The sequence below is a fragment of the Oxynema mangrovii CENA135 genome, assembly GCF_016632315.1.
Classification (GTDB): domain Bacteria; phylum Cyanobacteriota; class Cyanobacteriia; order Cyanobacteriales; family Laspinemataceae; genus Oxynema; species Oxynema aestuarii.
Window position 1 is genome coordinate 996,147 of the sequence record NZ_JAEOXH010000001.1, and the last position, 25,391, is coordinate 1,021,537.

13 protein-coding genes and 1 pseudogene are annotated in these 25,391 nt (G+C 54.3%); 12 read left to right on the forward strand and 2 right to left on the reverse strand.

Features of this window, described 5'->3' with window-relative positions; all coding sequences use genetic code 11:
• Positions 1–534 precede the first annotated feature (534 nt).
• Entirely contained in the window at positions 535–6,354 is a 5,820-nt protein-coding gene (locus tag JJD41_RS03910) for a PAS domain S-box protein (protein WP_200664802.1), read from the forward strand.
• 41 nt (positions 6,355–6,395) lie between these two features.
• Positions 6,396–8,357 (forward strand): response regulator, encoded by a 1,962-nt coding sequence (locus tag JJD41_RS03915; RefSeq protein ID WP_200664803.1) that lies wholly within the window; start codon positions 6,396–6,398, stop codon positions 8,355–8,357.
• A 56-nt stretch (positions 8,358–8,413) separates the two neighbouring features.
• Here the strand turns inward: JJD41_RS03915 and cimA are convergent, their stop codons facing one another.
• Positions 8,414–10,033, reverse strand: a complete 1,620-nt coding sequence (cimA, locus tag JJD41_RS03920; protein ID WP_200667065.1) for a citramalate synthase — start codon at positions 10,031–10,033, stop codon at positions 8,414–8,416.
• 244 nt (positions 10,034–10,277) lie between these two features.
• Between cimA and JJD41_RS03925 the strand changes: the two genes are divergently transcribed.
• From JJD41_RS03925 to JJD41_RS03960, 9 genes and pseudogenes are all read left to right on the forward strand, one after another.
• Complete coding sequence (locus JJD41_RS03925) at positions 10,278–10,616, forward strand: 2Fe-2S iron-sulfur cluster-binding protein (RefSeq protein WP_200664804.1); 339 nt, start codon at positions 10,278–10,280, stop codon at positions 10,614–10,616.
• Positions 10,617–10,804: 188 nt separating this feature from the next.
• A pseudogene (thiO, locus tag JJD41_RS25610) lies at positions 10,805–11,839 on the forward strand (glycine oxidase ThiO); the annotation flags it as partial.
• Positions 11,840–12,010: 171 nt separating this feature from the next.
• The gene (locus tag JJD41_RS25615) at positions 12,011–12,805 is read left to right on the forward strand and encodes a thiazole synthase (RefSeq protein WP_370583818.1); all 795 of its coding nucleotides are present in this window, start codon (positions 12,011–12,013) and stop codon (positions 12,803–12,805) included.
• Positions 12,806–12,936: 131 nt separating this feature from the next.
• A complete protein-coding gene (gene psb34 / locus JJD41_RS03935) occupies positions 12,937–13,119 on the forward strand; it encodes a photosystem II assembly protein Psb34 (protein ID WP_200664806.1) in 183 nt (60 codons plus the stop codon).
• Positions 13,120–13,409: 290 nt separating this feature from the next.
• Entirely contained in the window at positions 13,410–15,728 is a 2,319-nt protein-coding gene (locus tag JJD41_RS03940; protein ID WP_200664807.1) for a tetratricopeptide repeat protein, read from the forward strand.
• 155 nt (positions 15,729–15,883) lie between these two features.
• Positions 15,884–18,589: a DEAD/DEAH box helicase gene (locus JJD41_RS03945; protein ID WP_200664808.1), complete on the forward strand. Its 2,706-nt coding sequence runs from the start codon at positions 15,884–15,886 to the stop codon at positions 18,587–18,589.
• A 67-nt stretch (positions 18,590–18,656) separates the two neighbouring features.
• Entirely contained in the window at positions 18,657–19,634 is a 978-nt protein-coding gene (locus JJD41_RS03950; RefSeq protein ID WP_200664809.1) for a hypothetical protein, read from the forward strand.
• Positions 19,635–20,032: 398 nt separating this feature from the next.
• The gene (locus tag JJD41_RS03955) at positions 20,033–22,282 is read left to right on the forward strand and encodes a heavy metal translocating P-type ATPase (protein ID WP_200664810.1); all 2,250 of its coding nucleotides are present in this window, start codon (positions 20,033–20,035) and stop codon (positions 22,280–22,282) included.
• Between the two features lie 66 nt (positions 22,283–22,348).
• Positions 22,349–22,870, forward strand: a complete 522-nt coding sequence (locus JJD41_RS03960) for a cupredoxin domain-containing protein (RefSeq protein WP_200664811.1) — start codon at positions 22,349–22,351, stop codon at positions 22,868–22,870.
• Between the two features lie 351 nt (positions 22,871–23,221).
• Here the strand turns inward: JJD41_RS03960 and JJD41_RS03965 are convergent, their stop codons facing one another.
• The gene (locus tag JJD41_RS03965) at positions 23,222–23,431 is read right to left on the reverse strand and encodes a hypothetical protein (RefSeq protein ID WP_200664812.1); all 210 of its coding nucleotides are present in this window, start codon (positions 23,429–23,431) and stop codon (positions 23,222–23,224) included.
• A gap of 211 nt (positions 23,432–23,642) precedes the next feature.
• On the opposite strand from JJD41_RS03965, the gene JJD41_RS03970 reads away from it, so the two are divergent.
• Positions 23,643–25,334, forward strand: coding sequence for a TolC family protein (locus tag JJD41_RS03970; protein WP_200664813.1), 1,692 nt, complete (start codon positions 23,643–23,645; stop codon positions 25,332–25,334).
• The last annotated feature ends 57 nt before the right edge of the window (positions 25,335–25,391 follow it).

Here is a 25,391-nt window from a genome sequence, read left to right on the forward strand (position 1 = left end):
ATTTTACAAAAATTTTCAAATTTTAAACATTTATTCGAGCAATTATGGCGGCTTTTCGGCGAGGAAGGGAGATTTCAGAGTCGGTGCTTACTGCAACGGGGGTTCTCAATTGTATAGTTGATGGATTTCTACGGGAATTTGGCTAATTCAAGATAGTTATATTGAAGCTCAATGTTATCGATCGATAAAAAAGCATTAATCAGTAAAATAATAGATAAAGTATTTATTCCGAAACGACCGCATCACTCAAAATTATTATATTTTGAGTGATGGGTAACCACACTAGCGAGCAAGATCCACGGACGACAGCATGGCTTTAGTTACCTCACTACCAAGTTTTTCATCGATCTTTGACGGCATAAGTCATGATTTTCACATCATTTGTAAGCCGAGAAAATTTTTTGTATCGATCTTGAAAAACATTTCTTTCCCCTGTTCCCTCTTGGGTGTTGTCTTTCCCTTCGGGTAACGACGGACACCCCCCTACCTGTCAATCGATTAAAGTTTTAAAAATGCCTCTTTTTCTGATAATTTATGACCCTTTCTTCCTGGTTATTCCAACCGTTAGTCAGTTCGCCTGCCCTCGCTCCCGTGCCTCCCCTAGTTGCACCAGATACGGCGATCGCGGAAGTCTTAAAATTGGTCGGTCGATCCGGGGCGAGTTGTGCGTTCGTCGCGGATGAAAACCAGTTTCTCGGTTTGTTGACCGAACGGGATCTGGTGCGTTTGACTGTCGCCGATCGCCCCTTAAGAAGCGCCTCGATCGCCGAAGTGATGGGTCCCAAAGTGGTGACCCTCTCCCTAGCAGATAACCCCCAACTGTTTGAAAGCGTAATTTTGTTGCGATCGCAGCGAGTGCGACACCTTCCTATCCTCGACGGATCGGGACGGGCGATCGGTGTGGTGACCCCGAGTAGTTTGGGGCAGGCAATTCGACCGAACGAGCTTTTTCAACTCAAATCCGTGGGGCAAGTGATGGCGCGAGACGTGGCGACTGCTTCCCCGAAGACGAACTTGCTCGCCATTGCGCGCCTGACGATCGATCGCGATTGTACCTGCGCGATCGTCGTCGATCGTCGCGATCGCCAAACGGTTCCCGTCGGTATCCTCACCGAACGAGATCTGGTTCAATTCAAACGATTAAACCTCAATTTCGAGACGACGATCGCCCGAGACGTGATGAGCGCCCCCCTACAGGCGATCGGCCCGCACGCCTCGTTATGGCAAGCCCACGAACGAATGCAAACCCACCGGATTCGGCGCCTGGTCGTGGTCGAAGACGGGCAACTGGTCGGGGCGATCGAGCAGACCCACATTCTCGACGCCTTAGATCCGTTAGAACTCACCGTCAGTCTCGAACGCCTACAACACCAAGCCAACCAACGCAGCTTACAATTCAGAGCCGTTAACGAACGCTTGGCCCTAGAGAGGCACGATCGCCGTCGTGCGGAAGAAGCGCTCAAACGGGAACTACAAAGGGCTCATTGGTTGCGGGCGATCGCCGACGAAATTCGCTCCCAACTCGATCCCGCCGCCCTCTTTGAAACCGCCGCCACTCAAATCGGTCAAGCCTTTGGCGTCACCCGAGTGCTCATCCACACCTATCTCGAAACCCCCACCCCCCAATTGCCGATCGTCGCCGAATATCTCGCCGCCGATGCTCACTCGTCCATGCGCGGTTGCAGCATTCCCGTCGTCGGTAACGACCACTTCGCCCAAGTGACCCGGGAAGATCGCGCCCTCGCCACGATCGACGTCAGAGCCGATCCCCTGTTCGACAACGTGCGCGACCTGTGCGATCGCTTCGCGATCGTCTCGATGCTGGCAGTACGCACTTCATATAAAAAACGGATGAATGGGGCGATTAGCTTGCAGCACTGCGGCGGTCCGGCAGCACTTGGCGATCGATCGCCGAGGGTCAGACGCTGCTGGACGAGCGAAGAAACCGTCTTTCTCGAAGCGATCGCCACTCAACTCGGCGTCGCGATCGCCCAAGTGCAACTCCTCGATCGCCAAAAACAGCACAACATTCACTTGCGCGCCGAAATCGAGCGCCGCCAACAAGTCGAAGCCGAAATTACCCGCACCCGCAACTTATTTCAAACTGTATTTAACGAGTCTACCGACGCAATTTTCTTAGTCGATCTCGACGATCTCATTCTCGATTGCAACCAGCCCGCGATCGCCATGTTTCGAGTCGCCTCCAAAAGCGATCTGCTCCACCATTCGATCGCCCAACTGTTCGAGAACAACTCCCCCAGGGCGCGTTGGGCGGCGATCGCCCCAGAACTCCCCCGCGATCGCGTTTGGAGTCGCGAACTCGAATGCACCCACCCCAACGGTGACCGTTTCTGGGTCAATCTCGCCGGAAAAACCATCGAATTTGCCTCCGAAACCTTCCAACTGATTCGCATTAGCGATATCAGCGATCGCCAACAAGTTGAATTTGAATTACGCAAACGCGAAAGATATTCTAATGTGTTAGTTGAAGTTCATCGCGAACTGCTCTCCAAACCCGACGCGCAACAAGATTATTCCTCAATTTTAAAACTACTCGGCGAAGCCGCCCGCGCCTCCCGGGTTTACTTATTTGCCAACCATCGCGATGCCGACGGCGACCTACGAATGAGTCAAATCGCCGAATGGTGCGGACCGGGAATTCAACCCGAAATTGACAATCCGACCTTGCAAAATCTCTCTTACCAAGATTTTTTTCCGCGTTGGGCCGATCGCCTCTCCCGAGGTCAGCCGATTAACGGCATCGTCCGGGAGTTTCCCGAATCGGAACGGGTCATTTTAGAACCGCAAAAGATCGAAGCGATTTTAATTTTACCCTTACAAGTGAGCGGCCAATTTTGGGGATTTATCGGCTTCGATAATTGCGAAATCGCACGACCGTGGAATTCGTTAGAAATTAAACTGCTCGAAACCACAGCCGGAGCCATTGCCATTCGCGAAGAACGCCTTCAAGCGGACAGTACCGCCCGTCATTTAGCTACGATCGTCCAGTCTTCCACCGATGCGATTATCGGCATCGATTTAAACGGAACGATCGTCAATTGGAATCGGGGTGCACAACTCCTTTACGGTTACCGACCGGAGGAAATTGTCGGGCAAAAATTGAATGTTTTGTGGGAAGATTTAGAAGCGTCGATCTGTCCGTTAGTGTTCGATCGCACTTGGCCCGAGGGCGGCGATCGCGAAACCCGCCATCGCCGCAAAGATGGAACCGAAGTCGATGTCTGGCTCAAGCTGTCCCTCGTGAGCGGCTCGAACCAAGAAATTTTGGGTCTGTCGGCGATCGCGCGCAACATCACCGAACGCAAGCAAGCCGAACGCCAACTCGCCCGTCAAGCTGCCGCGATCGCCGCCGCCAGCGAAGGGATCGCGATCGTCGATGCCGAGCAGAAATACCTCTACCTCAACGAAGCCCACGTCAAGATGTTCGGCTACGACAGCGCCGCCGAACTGCTCGGCAAAAGCTGGCATCTGTTTTACGACCCCTCGGAAATCGATCGCCTCGCCGTCGAATTTATCCCCTTATTCGAGGGTCAGGGCGCGGCCCGAGTCGAGGCGATCGCCCGCAGTCGGGACGGTCGTCTCGTCCCTCACGAACTCTCGGTGACCCCACTCGACAACGGCGAGCGCTTGTGGGTCGTGCGCGACATCACCGAACGCCAACAAGCCCAAGCCGCCTTAGAACGCAGCCAGCGCTTCACCGAACAAATTGCCGAAACTTCTCCCCATTTAATTTATATTTACGATATCGTCGAAGAACGCAACGTCTACTGCAATCGCGAAATGGCCGCCATGCTCGGTTACCCCCCCGATCGCATCGGGGAAATGGGATCGGCCCTCTTACCCACGATCGTGCATCCGGAAGATGTCGAACGGATCGCCAGCCAATTGGAACGATTAAAACAGGCGCGGGACGGAGAAATTTTCGATGTTGAATATCGGGTCGCAGATGCGGCGGGACAATGGCGATCGCTCCTCGCTCGCGAAACGATTTTTCAACGGGGAACCGACGGCAAAATCGTTCAAATTATCGGGACGGCGATCGAGATTAGCGAGCTCAAACAAGTCGAGGCGACCTTGCGAAAGTACGAGCGCATTTTTGACGCCACCAACGACGCGATCGCCCTGGTCGTTCGCGAAGCGACGCCAACGGCGTATCGCCACTACACTTACGAATTAGTCAATCCGGCGTTTGAAAGCTTGCACGGCAAATCGAACGAGGAAATCGTCGGGTCGCGGGTCGTCGATCTCGTCGGCGAGGAGACCTTTGAGGAGATCGTCCGGGATAAGTTAGAGCGATGTTTGAGCGGGGAAACGATTTACTATCAAACCTGGTTTGAGTTTGCCCACGACGGACGGCAATTTATGAGCGTCACCTATTCGCCTTATGTGGATAGCAAAGGGGAGATCGTCGGCGCGGTCGCCAGCATCCGCAACGTGACCGCCCTCAAGCAAGCGAAAGAAGCGTTAGAACTGAGCGAATGCCGTTACGAACTGGCGACGCGGGCGGCTAAAGTCGGGATTTGGGAGTGGAATATAGAAACCGGGGAATTTTTTATCGATCCCAACGTAAAGGCGATTTTGGGGTACGAGGATGCAGAAATTGCCAACGATCGCCAAGTATGGTTGAGTCACGTGCATCCCGACGATCTCGACGGCGCGATCGCCGCCTCTCAAGCCCACCGCAACGGCGAAACCCCGGAGTTGATCCACGAACGCCGAATGCGCCACAAAGACGGTTCGACGCGCTGGATTTTAGTGCGCGGCACCTCGATCCGAGATCGCCACGGCAAGCCGATTCGCACGATCGGCACGGAAACGGAAATCACGGAACGCAAGGAGGCTGAAATCGCCCTGGCGCGGGCGAAAGAAGTGGCGGAAGCGGCGAATCACGCCAAAAGTTTATTTTTGGCGAATATGAGTCACGAACTGCGAACCCCCCTCAATGCCATTTTGGGCTTTACCCGCCTGTTAGAGCGCAGTGGGACGGCTTTGTCCCCGGAACAACAGGAATATTTGGCGATCGTCAGTCGCAATGGCGAGCATTTGCTGGCGTTGATCGACGATATTTTAGATTTCTCCAAAATTGAAGCGGGACATATCAGCTATCACGAAAGCGATTTCGACCTCTACCAGTTACTCGACGAGTTAGAGCGAACCTTCGAGTTAAAAGCGGCTCAAAAAGGCTTGCGCTTGTCTTTTGAGCTGGCCCCAGATTTACCCCCGTTCGTTCGCAGCGATCGCGTCAAATTGCGTCAAGTCGCCCTCAATTTACTCGGGAATGCGGTGAAGTTTACCCGCGCCGGGGAAATTGTCTTGCGGGCCCGTCCCCTCCCGTTCCCGGAAACGGCGGCGGCGGACGAGTGCGCGAATGGCGATCGTCGTCTGCTCGAATTCGAGATCGCCGATACCGGAGTCGGGATCGACCCGGAAGAACTCGATCGCCTCTTCAAACCGTTCGTACAAACTCAATCCGGTCTCAAGTCCGGAGAAGGAACCGGATTGGGACTGACGATTTCTTATAAGTACGTGCAGTTACTCGGCGGTACCCTGTCGGTACGATCCGAGCGCGATCGCGGCACCACCTTTACGTTTACGATCGCCGCCACCCCCTGCGAACGGGCGACGGGAGCCTCCGAAGTCCGCACCCGCCGGATCGTCTCTCTGGCGCCGAATCAGCCCCCCTACCGGATTCTCGTAGTAGACGACCGTTCCAGCAACCGCCTCGCCTTGGCAGATTGTCTGTCTCTCGTCGGCTTTGAAGTTGCCCAAGCGACGGACGGTTGGGAGGCGATCGCCCGGTGGGAAGCGTTGCGACCGCAAACGATCTTTATGGATTTGCGAATGCCCCACCTCGACGGTTACGAAGCCACCCGCGCCATCCGCCAACGTGCTGCCGCCTCGGATCCCCGGGGCGATCGCCCCCCGTTTCCCAAAATTATCGCCCTCACCGCCCATGCATTTGACGAGGAAAAACAACGGGCGATCGCCGCCGGGTGCGATGCGTGTCTCTCCAAACCCTTTCAAGAAGAACACATTTTTAACACCCTCTCAGAACATTTGGGAGTACGTTACCTTTATCAAGAGGAGCCTGTTGCAATTTCCGGCGATCGATCCTCTCCCAATACCTTGAGTGTCGAATTACTCCAACAACTCTCTTCCGGCGATCGCCTGGCCCTGCACGAAGCTATTTTGACGTTAGATCTCGACGCGATCTCCAAGGTCATGACGCACGTGGAGACCCAACACCCCGATCTCGCCCGCCTGTTACGCCGTTACATCGACCAGTTTGAATACCGCACGATTTTAAACTGTTTGGATGGTCTGATTTTCTGAGTTGACGTTCCCCGCCCAGTTCCCCGCCCAGTTCTCTGTCTATGACTTCCCGACCCCCCATTCCCCCCGATCGCAGCAAGATCTTGGTCGTTGACGACCTGCCGGACAACCTCCGCCTGTTGTCCGAATTACTGATCGATCGCGGTTACGAAGTCCGCATGGCACCGGAAGGCGAAATCGCCCTCGCCAACGTCACGCGCTTCGTTCCCGACTTGATTTTACTCGATATCAAAATGCCCGGTTTGAGCGGTTACGAGGTCTGCGCTCGACTGAAACAAAATCCTATAACCCGCGATATTCCGATTATTTTCTTGAGCGCTTTAAACGAAGTCGAAGATAAAGTTAAAGCGTTTAAAGTCGGCGGCGAAGATTATATTACCAAACCGTTTCAAGCCGAAGAAGTCATTGCTCGCATCGAGCATCAATTGGAAATTCGCTCGCTCCAACAGCAGATCGTCGCCCAACAAAAAGAACTCGAAGTTCACAATCACCGACTGCTCGATGAAATTGAGGAACGTAAAAAAGCGGAGGAAAAAGCTAAGTCCGCCCTGCAAGCCAAAAGCTTGTTTCTCGCCAACATGAGCCACGAATTGCGAACGCCTCTCAATGCGATTCTCGGATTCTCTAAACTGCTCGATCGCGCCTGCACCCTCAGCAGCGAAGAAAAAGAATACACCCAAATTGTCATCCAAAATGGGGAATATTTACTCTCGTTAATTAACGAAATTCTCGATTTATCTAAAATCGAAGCCGGACGGGCCACGCTCAATTTAACCGATTTCGATTTATATTGTTTCTTGTCCGACCTCAAAAATCTCCTCTCGATCCAAGCCCGTAAAAAAGGATTGCCCCTCGTTTTTGACTGCGGGTTCGACCTGCCCCAATATGTCAAAACAGATAAGGTCAAGTTACGACAAATTTTAATTAATTTACTCGGCAACGCGATTAAATTTACACAAACGGGTCGAGTCATTTTAAGAGTGAGATCCGTGAGTACTCCAGATACGGCCACCTGCGATCGCGATCGCTGTTTCTTAAATTTTGAAATTGAAGATACCGGGCCGGGAATTGCGAAGGAAGAACTCGAAAAACTGTTTCAAATTTTCGAGCAAACCGCCTCCGGTCGGCAAGCTCAAGAAGGAACGGGCTTGGGATTGGCGATCTCGCGATCGTTCGTCGAATTGATGGGTGGCGAAATTGATGTCAGTAGCGTCGTCGGTCGAGGGAGTATTTTTCGCTTTCAAGTTCCCGTCACCCCTTCGATCGCCCCCACTCGCCAACTCGACGGCGCCACCCGTTCCCCCGTCTCCGAGGAAGCGGCGATCGTCGGTTTGGCAGAGGGCGAACCCCTCTATCGCATTTTGATCGTAGACGATACCCGCGTCAATCGCTTGCTCGCGGCTAAATTGCTCGGCGATTTGGGCTTTGAAGTGAGAGAAGCCGATAACGGCAGTTCGGCGATCGCCGCCTGGTCGATCTGGCACCCCCATTTAATTTTGATGGACATGCGAATGCCCCAAATGGACGGCTATCAAGCCAGTCGTGAAATTCGCGAACGCGAACGCACGTTAGAGGGCGGCGATCGCACTAAAATTATCGCCCTCTCCGCCAGCGTCTTAGAAGACCGACGCGCCGATATTCTAGCCTGCGGTTGTGACGATTTCGTTCACAAACCCTTTGAAGAACGCGAACTATTGTTAAAAATTGCCGAACATTTAGGGCTTCGCTATGCCTACGCCGACGATCTCCCCCGTCATTCCAGTTCGGAGAACTCGGTTTTCACTGAATTGAAAACCTCGGATTTCGACGTCATGCCCCTCCAATGGCTGCGAGAACTGCATCAAGCGGCTTTAGCCCTCGACGATACCCGGGTTAAAGAACTGTTCGACGCCTTACCGGGCGATCGCCCCGATTTAGCCGCCAGCTTAAATCATTTAGTCGATAATTTCCGCCTCGATCGCATTGCCGAGTTAGCGCGATCGTGCATGAAACAAAAAATATAAACCCCCTGTTACCCACGGGGGCAATTGTTCGCACAATCACCCCCGATTCCGTCACTTCAGGCCGTCACGGCGACTTTTTCCGAAGGTCGTTGCCGCAGCAAGCCGTATTCCAACCCTTCGACGATCGCCTGATAGGACGCATCGATAATATTCGTCGAAACCCCTACCGTACTCCAGCGATCGACCCCGTTACTCGACTCGACCAACACCCGAGTTTTCGCCGAGGTTCCCGAGCTGCCGTCAATAATTCTCACTTTGTAGTCAGTCAGGTGAAAATCGCTCACCCGGGGGTAAAACGTCACCAGAGCTTTTCGCAAAGCCGCATCGAGAGCCGACACCGGGCCGTTGCCTTCTGCCGCCTCTAAAATATTTTGACCCTCGACGGTCACTTTGACCGTGGCCCAAGCGTGGGTCATTCCCGGCCCGCGATCGCAGTGAACCTTAAACCCTTGCAACTCGAACAAGTCGGGGCGATCGCCCATCACCTCGCGCATCAGCAGTTCAAAACTCGCCTCCGCCGCCTCGAACTGATAGCCTTCATTTTCCATCTCTTTGAGCTTTTGCAGCAGTTGGCGACAAGTGGGGTCGTTCTTGTGCAGGTCGATCCCGAAATTGCGCGCTTTCGCCAAAACATTGCTCATCCCCGCTTGCTCGGAAATCACGATCCGGCGGTGGTTCCCCACCGCTTCCGGGGAAATATGTTCGTAAGTGAGGGGGTTGCGCTGCACCGCCGACACGTGGATCCCGCCTTTATGGGCGAACGCCGAGAGTCCCACGAACGGGGCGCGCGAATCCGGGGCGAGGTTGGCGATTTCGCTGACAAAACGGCTAGTTTCGGTCAGTTTTTGCAACCGTTGCGGATCGAGGCAGTGATAGCCGAGTTTGAGTTGCAAGTTGGGGATCGCCGAACATAAATTAGCATTGCCGCAGCGTTCCCCGTAGCCGTCGATCGTCCCTTGTACCATCTCCACCCCTTCGAGAACGGCGGCGATCGCGTTGGCGACGGCAGTTTCGGAGTCGTTATGGGTGTGGATGCCAAACTTGAGATCCTCGCCACCGCGATCGCCCAAACGATCCATCACTTCCCGGCAAATCCGGGCGATTTCGTGGGGTAAGGTGCCGCCGTTGGTATCGCAAAACACCAGCCATTCGGCCCCGGCGGCGATCGCCGCGTCTAAGGTCTGCACCGCATAATCGCGATTGTGGCGATACCCGTCAAACCAATGTTCCGCATCGTAAATCACCCGACGTCCGCAGGATTTCAGGTAGGCGATCGTCTCGCCGATCATCGCCAAATTCTCCTCTAAACTCGTCTGCAACCCCTCGGTGACGTGCAGGTCCCAGGATTTCCCGAAAATCGTCACCCACTCGGTTCCGGCGGATAAAATTTCTTGTAACATCGGATCGTCGGCAGCTTTTTTCCCCGGACGCCGAGTGGAGCAGAAGGCCACCACTTGCGCCTGTTGCAAGGGTTCGTCTTTCAGCCGCCAGAAAAATTGAACGTCTTTCGGATTGGCCCCGGGCCACCCCCCTTCAATAAACGGGATGCCCAATTCGTCCAAGCGGCGGGCAATCCGCAATTTATCTTCGATCGACAGGGAAATCCCTTCGGCTTGAGAACCATCTCTTAAGGTGGTGTCGTAGATCCAAATCCGTTTCGAGGACTGTCCGCTCATTACGCTCATAATGGTTTAGCAAGTATCAATTCGGGTGTACGGCTCCGAGTTTTAAAGGTCTCGGTTTTCTGATTCCGGTTGGTTATGGGGTTTGGCGATCGCGCTTCAGCCTGCAGGCGTTCGGACTCCCCCCCCTAGGCGGCGGCAGGGTCGAGGTCGAATCGGAGTCGAGATGACAAGATCGCCAATTGAAAATGTCAGAATAAATAAAATAAATAATTGTTGTTTAAAGGGTGGTATCGATATGCCTCAAATCCAAGCTCAAGGAAAAACCATCGAATGCGATCGCGGGGCGAACTTGCGAAAGGTCCTGCTCGACCATGATGTCGAGTTGTACAACGGTCCGGCTAAAGCTTTTAACTGCCACGGCCTGGGAACCTGCGGGACTTGCACCGTTGAGGTTGAAGGAGAAGTCTCCGAAATGCAAGGACGGGAAAAAGCGAGGTTGTCCCTTCCTCCCCATTCTCCTACAAAAAACCGTCGTTTGGCCTGCCAAACCAAAGTTTTAGGGGATGTCAAAGTGAAAAAATATAACAAGATGTGGGGACAAGGAGACGAAACGCTCTGGACCGAACGGGGTTGAGTGCGATCGCCTCGGGACGGGTCGGCAACGGATGCGGCTCGTCCCGGAGCGCCCCTGGGGGGGGTGCGAGTTCCTCTCCCAAGTTACGAAATTTTCTTGGGCATTTCTCTAATTGTTAAAGTAATCTTCGGGATTGGATTGTTCCCCGATCGCCTTTCCCCGATCGATTTTTATATTTGATAGGTTTGATGACTACTCAAAGCGATATTCTCGCGATCGGCGGCGGCATTATCGGCCTGTCGGTCGCGATCGAACTGAAATTGCGCGGCGCCAATGTCACCGTTTGCTCCCGTTCGTTCCAGGAAGCGGCGACCCACGCGGCGGCGGGAATGCTCGCGCCTCAAGCGGAGGCGATCGCCCATCGGGCCTTGTTCGACTTCTGCCTCCAGTCGCGATCGCTCTATCCGGAATGGATCGCCAAACTCGAAAACCTCACGGGACTCTCTGCCGGATATTGGCCCTGCGGGATCCTCGCCCCGGTTTACGAAGGGGGCATCGGCGATCGGGATGCGGGCCTCGGCCCCAACGACGCGGACCCTCCCGCCTACTGGCTCGATCGCGACGCCATCCGGTTACACCAACCGGGTTTGGGTCCCGAGGTCGTCGGCGGCTGGTGGTATCCCGAAGACGGACAGGTAGACAGTCGCGCCCTCGCTCAAGTGCTGCTCGGAGCGGCTCGCGAATTGGGGATCGACCTGCGCGAGGGGGTCACCGTGGAGGCGATCGCCCAAGATCGGGGACGGGTCAGCGCCGTTTACACCAATATCGGCCCGTTGCGCGCCGATCGCTACGTACTGACCGCCGGAGCCTGGAGTAACGCCCTCTTACCGATCCCGGTGTCTCCCACCAAAGGACAAATGCTCTCGGTTCGGGTTCCCCAAGCCGAAGCCGCCCAGCATTTACCCCTCCAGCGCGTCCTGTTCGGCCCGCAGACCTACATCGTTCCCCGACGCAATGGCAAAGTGGTCGTCGGGGCCACCAGCGAGGACGCCGCCTTTACGCCGGGCAATACCCCCGAAGGCATCCACACCCTGCTTTCCCGGGCGATCCGCCTCTATCCCGCCTTGAAAGATTGGGCGATCGAGGAATTGTGGTGGGGGTTCCGACCCGCCACCCCGGACGAGTTGCCTTTAATCGGCCCGAGTCGCTGCGAAAATTTGACCTTGGCGACGGGTCACTATCGCAACGGGGTGTTACTCGCTCCCGCTACCGCCCGGGCGATCGCCGATTATCTCTGCGACGATCGCCGCGATCCCCTCCTCGATGCCTTCGATCCCCGCCGTTTCGACCTGCCCTCTACCCCGCATTCTCCTGCAATGACGAGCGCTTTAACCTACCCTTCCCCCAGTTCCCCCCGCCCGGATCGAGAAACTGCCGAGACCCTCTTACACCGCTTGGACGACCCCGTGGCGATCGCCGGAAAAACTTTCCGATCCCGCTTGATGACCGGAAGCGGTAAATATCGCACCGTCGAAGAAATGCAGCGCAGTATCGCCGCCAGTCGCTGCGAAATCGTCACCGTCGCCGTCCGTCGGGTCCAAAATAACGCCCCCGGTCACGAAGGCTTGGCGGAGGCGATCGACTGGCAAAAGATCTGGATGTTACCCAATACCGCCGGATGCCAGACCGCCGAAGAGGCTATCCGCGTCGCTCGTTTGGGTCGCGAAATGGCGAAGATTTTAGGACAGGAAGACAACAATTTTGTCAAGTTAGAGGTGATTGCCGATCCCAAATACTTGCTCCCGGATCCGATCGGCACTCTCAAAGCGGCGGAACAGTTGGTGAAAGAAGGGTTTGCGGTTTTACCCTATATCAATGCGGACCCGATCCTCGCCAAACATTTAGAAGAGGTCGGCTGTGCTACGGTCATGCCTCTGGGATCGCCGATCGGTTCGGGCCAGGGGATCGAAACTGCCGCCAATATCCGCATTATTGTCGAAAATGCCAAGATCCCCGTGGTCGTCGATGCGGGGATCGGCGTCCCTAGCGAAGCGGCCCAAGCGATGGAAATCGGCGCCGATTTCGTCTTGATCAATAGCGCGATCGCCCTGGCTAAAAATCCCCCCGCCATGGCTTGCGCGATGGCGAACGCCGTCGAAGCGGGCCGCCTCGCCTACCTGTCCGGTCGCATTCCGGTACAGGGGGGGGCGAGTGCCAGTTCGCCGTTGACGGGAATGGTCGGTCAGTAGGGAGTCGGGAGCCGGAAGTTGTAATTTTCCGGCTCCCATACATTCTTAAATAACCATAAAATGATATAATCGTTTCCATCATTTGGTAGAGTATTCGTAGTCGTAGGTAAAAAGACTGAGGATTTAACATAATGCCCTATAGCAAAGAAGAAGGTGGATTGCTCAATAACTTCGCGACCGAGCCGAAGATGTACAAGGCCGAACCGCCGACGAACAAACAGAAACGCAACTATGCGATTCAAGCGGTGTTGGCTTTATTGCTCGTAGGAGGCTTAGTCGTGGTAGCCCTGTCCGTATCGGGGGGGGCTAGCTAGGGACGCGCTTCAGGACTAGCGAACGAAAGTTAGAGTCTGTCTACCTTTCTCAACTGAAAAGCCAGGTATCCAAGTAGGGATGACCTGGTTTTTTTAACCCCCGAAATCGGACGGGGCGATCGCCTGTAAGTCTTTTCAATTGAGGCGTTCGCGCAGCATCTGCCTTGCACGATCGCGGCAATTCCTCCTGAAGTTTTAGGGAAAGCTTGGAAAAGTAAATTGAAATATGAAGCGCTAATTTGGAAAGTTTGTTAGTCGCTGACTTCGCCGCTTCTTCCGCTCCTGTTAGCATGGTTGTAACAGAAATTCCTTCCCAAAAAGTTTTGGGTTCAAATCGGCAAATCTACAAGCAGCTCCAGTTAGCACTGAAGCTAGGTTTGCGCCGTCAAGTGTTTGTGGCGGTGTGCGATGACTTGCGTCTGCGCGATCGCATCGTCCGCCGTTTAGAAGCAGATTTACAAATCCCCGATGAGTTCAGAGCAAGTCAAGCCGTCGGTCGCACGACACCTCAAGGGCAATCCTTTGTCAGCTTGCAAATCGACGCCAACCACCCCAATCCCTTCGAGCGCATTCGCGAGTGGTTTCGCGAACGGGATGGGAGTGGCGGCCCCTTGCCGAGTTTTCAAATTGTAGGAGTCGAACACTTGACCCGAGCGACTCCGGCGGTACAGTGGAGTTTTCTCAACGGACTGGAAGAAATCGAGGACGACGAACTCGGCGACGGACTCGATCCGGTCGGCGAGTGTACGGTGCTGCTGTGGGTGTCGCGTCCGTGGTGCCATACGATCGAGCAGTCGGCGCCGGACTTTTGGCGCTGTCGGACGGGGGTATTCGAGTTTGAGGGAGAACCGACCCCGGTATTGTATTGGGAACCGGGACAAGACGATCGCCCCCGACAACAACCCGAACCCGAACAACGCCGAGAGCACGATGTAACGCCGTCGAGTTTCCCAAAGCAGTCCGAAGGCGCGAAGGTGATGACGGAAAAGGGCGTTCGCGAAGCGTCTCCCCAGGAGAATCGCGTCGGGTCTGTGGAACAGAAGCGCCCGTCCGTGGCGACCCAGACCGTGGGGGAAAGGCAAACGGCGATCGCCCTCAAAGCGAGTCAAACGGGTGTAGAAGCTACGACACTCGCCCCTCGGAAGCGAGAGGAGTCTCAAGAGCAAACGACCCCGACATCGAGCAGCATTCCCGATGTTTTGATCGAATTAGTGTTAGCCACTGCCGAATCCTTGGGGCGATCGCACCCGAACGACCTGGAAGCGGAAGCGAACGGCAGTTTTCCGCCCTTGCAACTGCTGCAACAAATCGAAGAATTGCACCTGCAACGGGCCGATCGCGGGGAATTGGCGGCGGCTTATCTGAATTTGGGGAATTTTTACCGAAATTTACTCGAAAGCGGCCAAGTTGAACAGGCGATCGCCCAAGGGAGTACGGCGAATGTCGCCCCGGAAGCCTTACCCCAATGCTTGATGGTAGCGATTTTGACCTACGAGCAAGTGCTGCAGTTCCTGGAACCGGAAGCGGCGGTCGGGGTGGAATTGGCGAATGATTTAGGAAACTTTTACTGGATGCTGTCGCGCTACAGCAGCGACTTAGAAGAAAAGCATTTTAATTTAGAACGGGGGATAGCAGCGTATCGGCAAGGGTTGAAGCGGATCGATCCGGTGCGACAGGGCGAAGCGTGGGGGATGATTCAGAATAACTTAGGCGCGCTGTACGGGGAACTGGCGCGCGATCGCGATCCGGTAGAAAACCTCGAAAAAAGTATCGCCGCGTATTGCCAAGCCTTAGAGCAGCGTCGGGTGCAAATGGAAGCGGGAGACGAGCGAGCGGGTCGGCGCTACAGTGCCACCCAGAATAATTTAGGAACCGCTTATTGGAATTTAGCCCAACATCGGCAGCCTGCGCGACATCTGAAAGAAGCGATCGCCGCCTATCAGGAAGCCTTGGCCTATTACAGCGCCGAGAAGCAGCCCCTAGATTATGCGATGATTCAGAATAACTTGGGGACGGCGTACTGGAATTTAGCGCAATACGAACAGCCCAAAGATCACTTAATGCTGGCGATCGCCGCCTATCAAGTGGCGCTAACTTACCGGACGCCGGAACAGATGCCCCTCGCCTGCGCCGCCACCCAAAATAATTTAGGAACCGCCTATTGGCATTTGGCGAACCATTCCCAGCGAGAACCGGAGGCGAGAGCGCAATTTTTAGACCGGGCAATCGCCGCGTACCGAGGGGCGATCGAGAATATCCACAGCGCGATCGGTTCCGAAGAAGCCCTCAGTCCCGTTCCGATTCGGGGCTTACCCTTCGATCGCTTTGCGACTTACAATAACTTAGGTTTGGCCCATTACCAACGGGTTGCCGACGGGATGCCCCTCGCCGATCCCGACGAGCGATCGCCCCACCTGGAAGCCGCCCTCGACGCCCACCTGCAAGCCCTCGCCGGAAGTGGCGATCGGCCCGAATTAGCGAAAACCGCCTTGGCTTATGTCGTGCAGACGATTCGGGCCTTTTACAAATATTTCGGCATTCAAGGTCAGAGCCGCGCCCTGTCCAAAGTGCCGGCCCACCTGCTTTCCGAGATCGTCGGACGGCTATGAGTTCCCAGGAGAATCGCGGCTCCCCCCTCCCACGATCCCGCTAACAATGTCAAAATTAAAAACAAAACGCGATCGAATCGCGCGATCGGGTTCGATGTCATGTTACACCTGGAAAATCAAGCCCCTAAAGCTATCAATTTTTGGAATTTCAGTGCGTGAGTGTTTCACCTACCTTGTCAGAAATCGACCTCAAACGTTTATTTCCCTTTCCCCTCGATGACTTCCAAAGGCAAGCGATCGCGGCCTTAGAAGCCGGACGCTCGGTGGTCGTCTGCGCCCCGACGGGTTCGGGAAAAACCCTGATCGGCGAATATGCCATCCATCGCGCCTTGCACCGCAACGGGCGCGTCTTCTACACCACTCCGCTCAAAGCGCTCTCGAATCAAAAATATCGAGATTTTCGCGAGCAGTTTGGCGATGAGAATGTAGGACTGCTGACCGGAGATCTGTCCATCGAACGGGACGCACCGATCCTGGTGATGACGACGGAAATTTTCCGCAACATGCTCTACGGCACCTCGATTGGCGCTGTCGGTACCTCCCTCAACGGCGTCGAAGCAGTCGTCCTCGACGAATGCCACTACATGAACGACCGCCAACGGGGAACCGTGTGGGAAGAATCGATCGTCTACTGTCCGCCGGAAATTCAACTGGTGGCCCTCTCGGCGACGGTCGCCAACAGCGAGTTACTGACTCGCTGGATTTCCCACGTTCACGGGCCGACGGAGCTGATTTACTCGGACTTTCGCCCGGTTCCCCTTCAGTTCCACTTTATTTCCAGTAAGGGGATGTTTCCCCTGCTCAAAGCGCCTAAAAATGGCAAGAAAGCGACGGAAATCAACCCCCGGATTAAATCGTTCGGCAAAGGGCGCCAAGGGCGCAAGGAAGAACCCGCCCTGTCCTTCGTGCTGTCCGAGTTGGAGCAACGACAAATGCTTCCGGCGATTTATTTTATTTTCAGTCGTCGCGGGTGCGATCGCTCCGTCGAAGCGGTCGGCGATTTGTGTTTGGTGACGCCGGAAGAAGCCCGGGAACTGCGATCGCGCGTCGGGCAGTTTTTGGCGCGCAACCCGGAAGCGGAACGGGCCGGACAACTCGAACCGCTCTTGCGCGGAATTGCCGCCCACCACGCCGGAATTCTGCCCGCCTGGAAAGGGTTAGTGGAAGAACTGTTTCAAGCGGGATTGATTAAAGTGGTGTTCGCCACGGAAACCCTCGCCGCCGGGATTAATATGCCCGCGCGCACGGCGGTGATTTCGAGCTTGTCGAAGCGAACCGACGACGGACATCGCCTGCTCAAAGCCTCGGAATTCTTGCAAATGTCCGGACGCGCCGGACGGCGGGGAATGGACGAGCGCGGTCACGTGGTGACGGTGCAAACGCGCTTTGAAGGGGCGAAAGAGGCGGCTTTTTTGGCGACGGCCCAAGCGGATCCCCTGGTCAGCCAGTTTACGCCGAGTTATGGCATGGTTCTCAATCTGCTGCAAACCCACAGTTTGGAGGAAACGAAAGAGCTGGTCGAGTCGAGTTTCGGGCAGTTTATTGCGAATTTGCACTTGCAGCCCCTCGTGGAGGAAGTGTCGCAACTGAAAGAGGAATATCGCCAGCTTGCGAGCCAAGTGGCCCAGGTGGACGAGGACGATATTCAGAGTTACGAGAAGTTGCGCGCTCGCTTGCGCGAAGAAAAGCGACTGTTAAAGATTCTTTGGGATCAGGCGATCGAAACCAGCGCCCAAACAGCCCGCGAAGCGTTACCCGCGATCGCCCCGGGAGCGATTTTGAGTTTGAAAGGGCCCAACGTCCGCACGAAAGATCCGGTGATGGCGGTGTTGGTCGCTACGGCCCCGAGTCCGGGTCAAGCGCCGTATTTGATTTGTTTGGGGGAGGACAATCGCTGGTACGTGGTTTTGTCTACGGACGCGATCGCCATTAACGGCGAATTCCCGAATTGGCAGGAGGTCGGTCAAACGATACTTCCCGGCGAGATCGCCTTCAAACCGGGTCAGTCTCGCAAAGGAACGGCGGAAACGGCGGAAATTGCCCGTCAGATTTCGGCGAGCGCCGAACCGCTCTATTTCGCGGAAGTGGAAGCGCAACAACAGCGCATGAAGGCGGTAGAAGTGCAGTTAGAACAGCATCCCCTCAATCGGTGGGGATCTCCGGGAGCGCTGTTTAAGTCGTTAAAACGACAGAAGAAACTCGCCAGCGAGATTCGCAAGCTCGAAAAACAACTCGATCGCCAATTGGGCGATCGGTGGGGAGAGTTTCTCAATTTAATCGATATTTTAGTTGAGGTCGGCTGTTTGAAGGCGTCCAACGCCGAACCGGACGCGGAAGACGACAATCCCGTGTTTGAAGTGACCGCCATGGGCGAAAGTGCGGCGGCTATTCGCGGCGATAACGAGCTATGGTTGGGATGGGCGGTGCGATCGGGCTTGCTCGACCACGTCGATCCCCACCATTTAGCGACGGTGGCGGCGGCGTTGGTAACGGAAGTCTCCCGCCCGGATACCTGGACGAATTACGGTCTGTCTCCGGCTGTGGAAGCGGTGTTGGGGCAATTGCAAGGACTGCGGCGACAGTTGTTTCAACTGCAACGACGCCATCAGATCGCTTTTCCGATTTGGCTCGAACGCGAGCCGATCGCCTTGGTCGAGCAGTGGGCTCTCGGGGTGGAGTGGAACGAGCTGTTTGAGAATACCAGCTTGGATGAAGGGGATATCGTCCGGATTTTACGCCGGACTTTGGACTTTTTATCTCAGATTCCCCACGTTCCTCATATTTCCGAATCGTTGCGGATCAATGCGTATCGCGCGATGGCGTTAATCGATCGCTTCCCGGTCAACGAATCGATCGAGTAGGGATCGGGGCCGAGCGATCGCAGCCGTTTCCCGTTGGTTGGAGTAATGAGCATTGCGAAGGGGTTTTATGGGAGATCGCCTCAATATCTTACGAGTTTTGCTACCCAAGGCGATCGACGGTCGCGCCAAACCCCAGGCGGCGATCGCCATTCTGGCGATCTCGATCCGGGCGAGTGCGATTCTAGTTCCCGCGATCGCGATCGCCCGCCCTCAAGCGTCACGCCCCACCGTAGAAAGACGCTTGAGCGAATTGACCCAAAATTCCGATTTAGTCCTCGGCGTGGTTCGCAGCCCCGAAAATGAGGGGCAATGGCCCGAGATCGACCGCCGCATTCGCCAAGCAGGTTTGGTTTATCGCCCGATTGCCCTCGATCGCCTTCGTCAAGAAGTCGAAAATTCCGGGGTCAACTTGTTACTGCTGCCCAATCTCTCGACCTGGAGCGGCGAGCAAGTTTTAGAACTCGAAGCGCTGATGAGTTCCGGGATTCGGGCGATCGTCACCGGACGCCTCGGCGAGAACTCCTCTCCCGGCGTCCGCCAAGCCCTGCGATCGCTCGTCGGCGCCTATTGGGAACGCTCCCTCCCCCAACCGGGCACCATGCAACGGATCCCCTGTCGCACCGAGGCCCTCTGTCCCGCCAAATGGATTCCCGCCAACACCTCCGACGCGACCCTCCCCGGCGGTATTTTAAGCGCCACCGACTTTAACGCCCAAGCCATGGCAACCTGGATCGGGACCGACGCCGCCCCCGCCGTCATGATCTCCGATCGCGCTACAGTGTTCGGGTGGCAGTGGGGAACGACCCCCAACGCCGAATTCGATACCGCCTGGTTGCGCGCCACCCTCGTACAGATGCAAGCCAACAGCCCCCCACAGTTCCAAAACAATCCGCCGCCGCCACCGCCACCGACCGCCGCTCCACCGCCACCGACCGCCGCTCCACCGCCACCGACCGCACCGACTCCGCCTCCACCCCCCGAATCCCCTCGCCGAGAGCGGACTTTACCCTATTTTCCAGAGAATTCAAACTCGGGCGCTCTCTAGAGCGATCGATAGTTAGTTTTTTGTGCAAAAATAATTGTGAGTATTTTAAATATATTAAATTTTAATACATTATATTAACAATTTTATCCAGAAATTCCTTTGTTGTGTTGTCGTAACACTAAAGCTAAAGCATATTTGATGTGAGATAAAAATAATTGACAGGCGATCGCGCAGCGTCTCCGATCGCGCAGCGTCTCCCAGCCTAGCCTACGGCAAGCCTCTTCGCGTCTACGGCATGGCTTCGCTAGCACGCTGAGCGACTCCAAAGGAGTCAGGAGAATCGCCCATTTTTTATCGCTTTCTGTATAAATTTCCCGTTCCCCCTTGCCTCTCCAGTCGAGTGGAGGCTTTATCCTCAAAACAAGCCGCACGCGACAGCATATTTTGAGGAACGAACCATGAAAACCCAACATTTAAAACTGCAAGGGATGGGGTGCGCCTCCTGCGCGCGCACCATCGAAGACGCCATTCGCAACGTTTCCGGCGTCAGCGACTGTCAAGTTAACTTTGGCATGAGTCAGGGAAAAGTCGAATACGATCCCCGAAAAACCGATTTAGAACACATCCAACACGCCGTTTCCGAAGCTGGGTATAGCGCCGAACCCCTCGACGACGATAACCCCTCCGGCGATAGCGAACGAGATGCAAGAGAAAGCGAAGAACGAGACTTAAAACGCAAAGTCCTCCTCGGAAGTACCATCAGCTTAATTCTGATTGTCGGTTCCCTTCCGATGATGACCGGGTTATCCTTACCGATTCCCATGTGGATGCACGACCCCTGGTTGCAATTCGTCCTCGCTACCCCGGTCTTATTTTGGTGCGGAAAAGGCTTTTTTGTAGGTGCTTGGAAAGCCTTTAAACGTCATGCGGCTGATATGAACACCTTAGTTGCACTGGGAACGGGAGCCGCTTATTTCTATTCTTTATTTATCAGTTTATTCCCCAGTTTTTTGCGATCGCAAGGCTTGAACGTTGAGGTTTACTACGAAGCGGCAGCCGTCGTGACTACCTTAATTTTAGTCGGGAGAATGCTCGAAAACCGCGCGCGCGGTCAAACCTCCGAAGCGATTCGCAAACTGATGGGATTGCAAGCGAAAACTGCACGAGTAATTCGCAACGGCGAACAACAAGATATTCCCATCGAAGACGTGCGCGTCGGCGATACCATTGTCGTCCGTCCTGGGGAAAAAATCCCCGTGGATGGAGAAATTGTCGAAGGATCTTCCGCCATTGACGAATCGATGGTCACCGGGGAACCGATTCCCGCTCAAAAATCGGCGGGAGATCAAGTCATTGGCGCGACGATTAATAAAAGCGGAAGTTTTAAATTTAAAGCCTCTCGGGTCGGGAAAGATACCGTCTTATCTCAAATTGTCAAACTCGTGCGCGAAGCGCAAGGATCGAAAGCTCCCATTCAACGGTTAGCCGATGAAGTTACCGGGTGGTTTGTTCCGGTGGTCATTGCGATCGCGATCGCGACTTTTGTGGTCTGGTTTGACATCATGGGGAACTTTACCCTCGCCTTAATTACCACCGTCGGCGTGTTAATTATAGCCTGTCCGTGCGCCCTCGGTTTGGCGACGCCGACATCGATTATGGTCGGCACCGGAAAAGGAGCGGAAAACGGGATTTTAATTAAAGGTGCCGATAGTTTAGAACTGGCGCATAAAATCAATACGATCGTTCTCGATAAAACCGGAACGTTAACCCAAGGGAAACCGACGGTTACCGATTATGCTACCGTTAATGGAACGGCGAATCGAAACGAAATTAAATTATTACGATTGGCGGCGGCAGTTGAAAATAATTCCGAGCATCCGTTAGCGGAGGCGATCGCGGAATATGCGAAGTCCCAAGGGGTAGAAATGCCTTTCCCCGATGTAGAAAACTTTGAGGCAATTTCGGGAATGGGGGTTCGGGGAACGGTGAGCGATCGCCTAGTGCAGATTGGCACCCAATCTTGGATGGAAGAATTAGGGATTAATGTCGATGGCTTGAAATCAAAAGGTGAACAATGGGAAGAAGCCAGTAAAACCACCGCATGGATTGCCGTTGATGGCGAATTAGAAGGGGTATTTGGAATTGCGGACGCCCTCAAGCCCGCTTCCGCCAAAGCCGTGCGTAAATTACGCAAAATGGGACTGGAAGTGGTGATGCTGACTGGAGATAACCGCCATACAGCGCAGGCGATCGCCCGGGAAGTTGGCATCGATCGCATTTTTGCACAAGTCAAGCCCGATGAAAAATCCCAAAAGGTCAAACAATTACAAGAAGAAGGCAAAATTGTGGCGATGGTCGGCGATGGGATTAATGACGCGCCAGCGTTAGCCCAGGCCGATGTAGGAATGGCGATCGGAACGGGAACGGATGTGGCGATCGCCGCCAGCGATATTACCCTAATTTCTGGCGATTTGGGGGGCATCTTTACCGCGATTCAACTCAGCCGCGCGACGATGAAAAATATCCGCCAAAATCTCTTTTTTGCGTTCGCTTACAATACGGCGGCTATTCCGATCGCCGCCGGAATCTTTTATCCGATTTTTGGATGGCTGCTCAATCCAATTATCGCCGGAGGTGCAATGGCGATGAGTTCGGTGTCTGTGGTCAGTAATGCGTTAAGATTGCGGAATTTTACCATTTCTAATTAAGTTCAGTTGATGGAGATAGAGCGAAAATAAAACATCTCAAAACCGATCGAAGAGAAAGGAGAAAATATGAGTCAGTTAATCGTCAGATCTTGTAAATTTTTAGTTGCTAGTTTGGCGATCGTCCTAATGGTCTCTACGGGAGAAGTATTGGCGGAGAAGTCGGGCAGTTCTTCCGAGCAAAGTCAGTTTGAAAAAATCGAACAACCTTGGCAAATCAAGGGAGGGGTGACCTTACTAGGAGTCGGATTAATTGGTTTGGAGTTATGGTGGTTTTTGTTTTCTAAAACTCAAGCGAAGGAGGCGCGGCGCGATCGCGAAATCCAAGAAGTTGAAATTATTGTCGATGGCGGATACAATCCCGATCGCATTCGCGTGCGGGTCGGCGAACCCGTGCGGATTAATTTTTTAAGAAAAGACCCGAGCAGTTGTTTGGAAAGGGTGATTATTCCCGATTTCCAAAAAGCTGTAGATTTATCTCTCAATCGACGGACTTCTGTAGAGTTTACGCCGGAAGAAGCGGGGGACTATTCTTTTCATTGCGGAATGAATATGTTTCGCGGGGCGATTGAAGCTCGTCAGTCTTCTTGAAAAGCGTCTTCGCCAATTTCCTAAATTTAATGCTTGATGGATTTCGAGTTAATTTTGGGGGATTGGCGAAACCGATCGCGGGTTGAATTTGAAAGAGATTAAGGGGGAGGGGAAAAGAGTTTAAAAGATAGAACGGTTAATTTTTGAGGCTTTGGCGCGATCGCCTCTGAAACAGCCGACTAAAATATCTGTAAAATCAACACATCTGTTATTAATACTTTTCGTCAATCTAAAATCTAAAATCTAAAATCTAAAAATCCCCTAGAGCCATTGCCACAAATGCCATTCCCCTTTATCCTTATTGAGTTGGGGAAAGGGGGAATCCAACCAACGAGGGAATGCGTCATTTCCCTAAGATAGACGGGAAAGCGGATCGACTCCAGACTCGCCATTTTTAACCGTTCGTAGCCGTTGGCGCGCCCAAGCGAGGCGAATTGGCGGCTCGTCGGGGAGAAATTGGACTGTATTCGAGTCGAGTTTTGGGGTTTCAACCCGTTTTTGTCGATTCATCGGCGAATAACTCGTCAGCGATCCGTCAAACTCATTGCTGTGGGGGGTCAATCCCCTAGTCTTGGCAAGCGATCGCGCCAAATTATTTCTAGCAGGATCGGTGGGTGCGACTTTATCGGCAAAGTGACTTTAAATCAAGCGGTTCTAGCAGTACCATACTTTTTCGATTGGCTGCGACCGTCCGCGATCGCGCGGAATCGTGCTTAACTGTTTTTGCCTGACCTTGGCAGTGTCGTTAGAGTGCTCGTCAAACCAGAAACTTATGCGAACTTTTCGTCTTTTGATGGTTTTGGGAATGACCAGTGTTGTTTCCTTAAGCCAGATGCGCCCGAGTTTATCCCAACCGCCGTCTCAGTTGCAACCGGAAGACGGCGAACTATCTGACTCGGGGGTTCCCAGCGCCACTGTCGAATCGGATTCCCGAGAAGATGCACTCACGCCTTCGGCGGATAGTCAGATCCAAGGGAGTGGGAACGGAACGGAAAATGCGATCGCCTCCCCAGGAAGGATCGATCCGTTTACCGACGCAGCGTCCACGGTTATCGGTCAATTTGCGCCGGGTGGGGCGACGGGAAGTCGGGAAGGTGCGCCCCCGGAATATCTCGATCCGAGTACCAATCCACTGTTGTATCCGACGGAAGCGCAGGAGGTGGAAATCGTCGGGACGCAACCGTTGACCTTAACGCAGGCGATCGAATTAGCGCGCCGGAACAATCCCGATTTACAAGAAGCGTTACTCAATTTCGAGCGATCGCAAGCCGCTTTGCGAGAAGCGCGGGCCGCACTCTATCCCAATTTACAACTGCGATCGAATTTAACCCATGCCGATTCGTCCCAAACCGAATTGAGTAACGAACGCCAGCGCGATTTATTCGGCGACAACGCCACCGAACAGGATGACAGTACGACCTCGTTGGAAGGCACCGTCGAACTGAGTTACAACCTCTACACCTCCGGGCAACGTCCGGCTCAAATTCGGGCGGCGGAAGAACGAGTGCGCCTCAACGAACTCGAACTCGAACGGATTGCGGCGCAGTTGCGTTTCGACGTGACCGATGCCTATTACAACCTGCAAGAAGCGGACGACGCAGTTCGCATTAACCGTTCGGCGGTAGACAGTTCCCAACAAAGTTTGCGCGACGCCGAAGCCAGAGAACGGGCCGGGGTGGGGACGCGCTTCGACGTGTTGCGGGCCCGAGTGCAGTTGGCGAACTCGGAACAGGATTTGACGCAATCGCTGTCCCAACAACGGATCCGACGCCGGGAGTTAGCGCAAATTTTGAATATTCCCCAATCGGTGGACGTGTCGGCGGCGGATGAGGTGGAAATTGCAGGGCTGTGGGAGTTGTCGTTAGAGGAAAGTATTATCCGGGCGTTTCAAAATCGCGCCGAACTCGAACAGCAGTTAGTGCAACGGGAGATTAACGAACAGCAACGGCGCGCGGCCCTGGCGGCCCTCGGACCGCAAGTGAGTTTGTTTGCGAATTACAATGTCATCGATATTTTTGACGACGACCAGGGCTTGGCGGACGGTTACGCCCTCGGGGCGCGCTTGCAGTGGAATTTGTACGATGGGGGCGCGGCGAAAGCGCGGGCGGCCCAGGAAGAGAAGAATATCGAGATTGCGGAAAATCGGTTTACGTCCCAGCGCAATCAAATTCGGACCCAGGTGGAGCAGGCGTATTATAATTTGCAGTCGAATTTTAGGAATATTCAAACGGCGAATATTGCGTTAGACCAGGCGCGAGAAAGTTTGCGGTTGGCCCGGTTGCGGTTTCAAGCGGGGGTGGGCACTCAAACGGAGGTACTCGATGCGGAAACGGAGTTAACGCGGGCGGAAAATAACCGCTTGCAGGCGATCGTCCGCTATAACCGGGCGTTGGCGTCGATGCGGCGCTCGATTACGAATCTTGACGATCCCTATCGCAGCGATCGCCCTTCGGCGGAGCCTTAAGGGGAGCGATGGCGGGGCGATCGCGGCGGGATCGTTCAAAAATTGTAATTTTTCGTA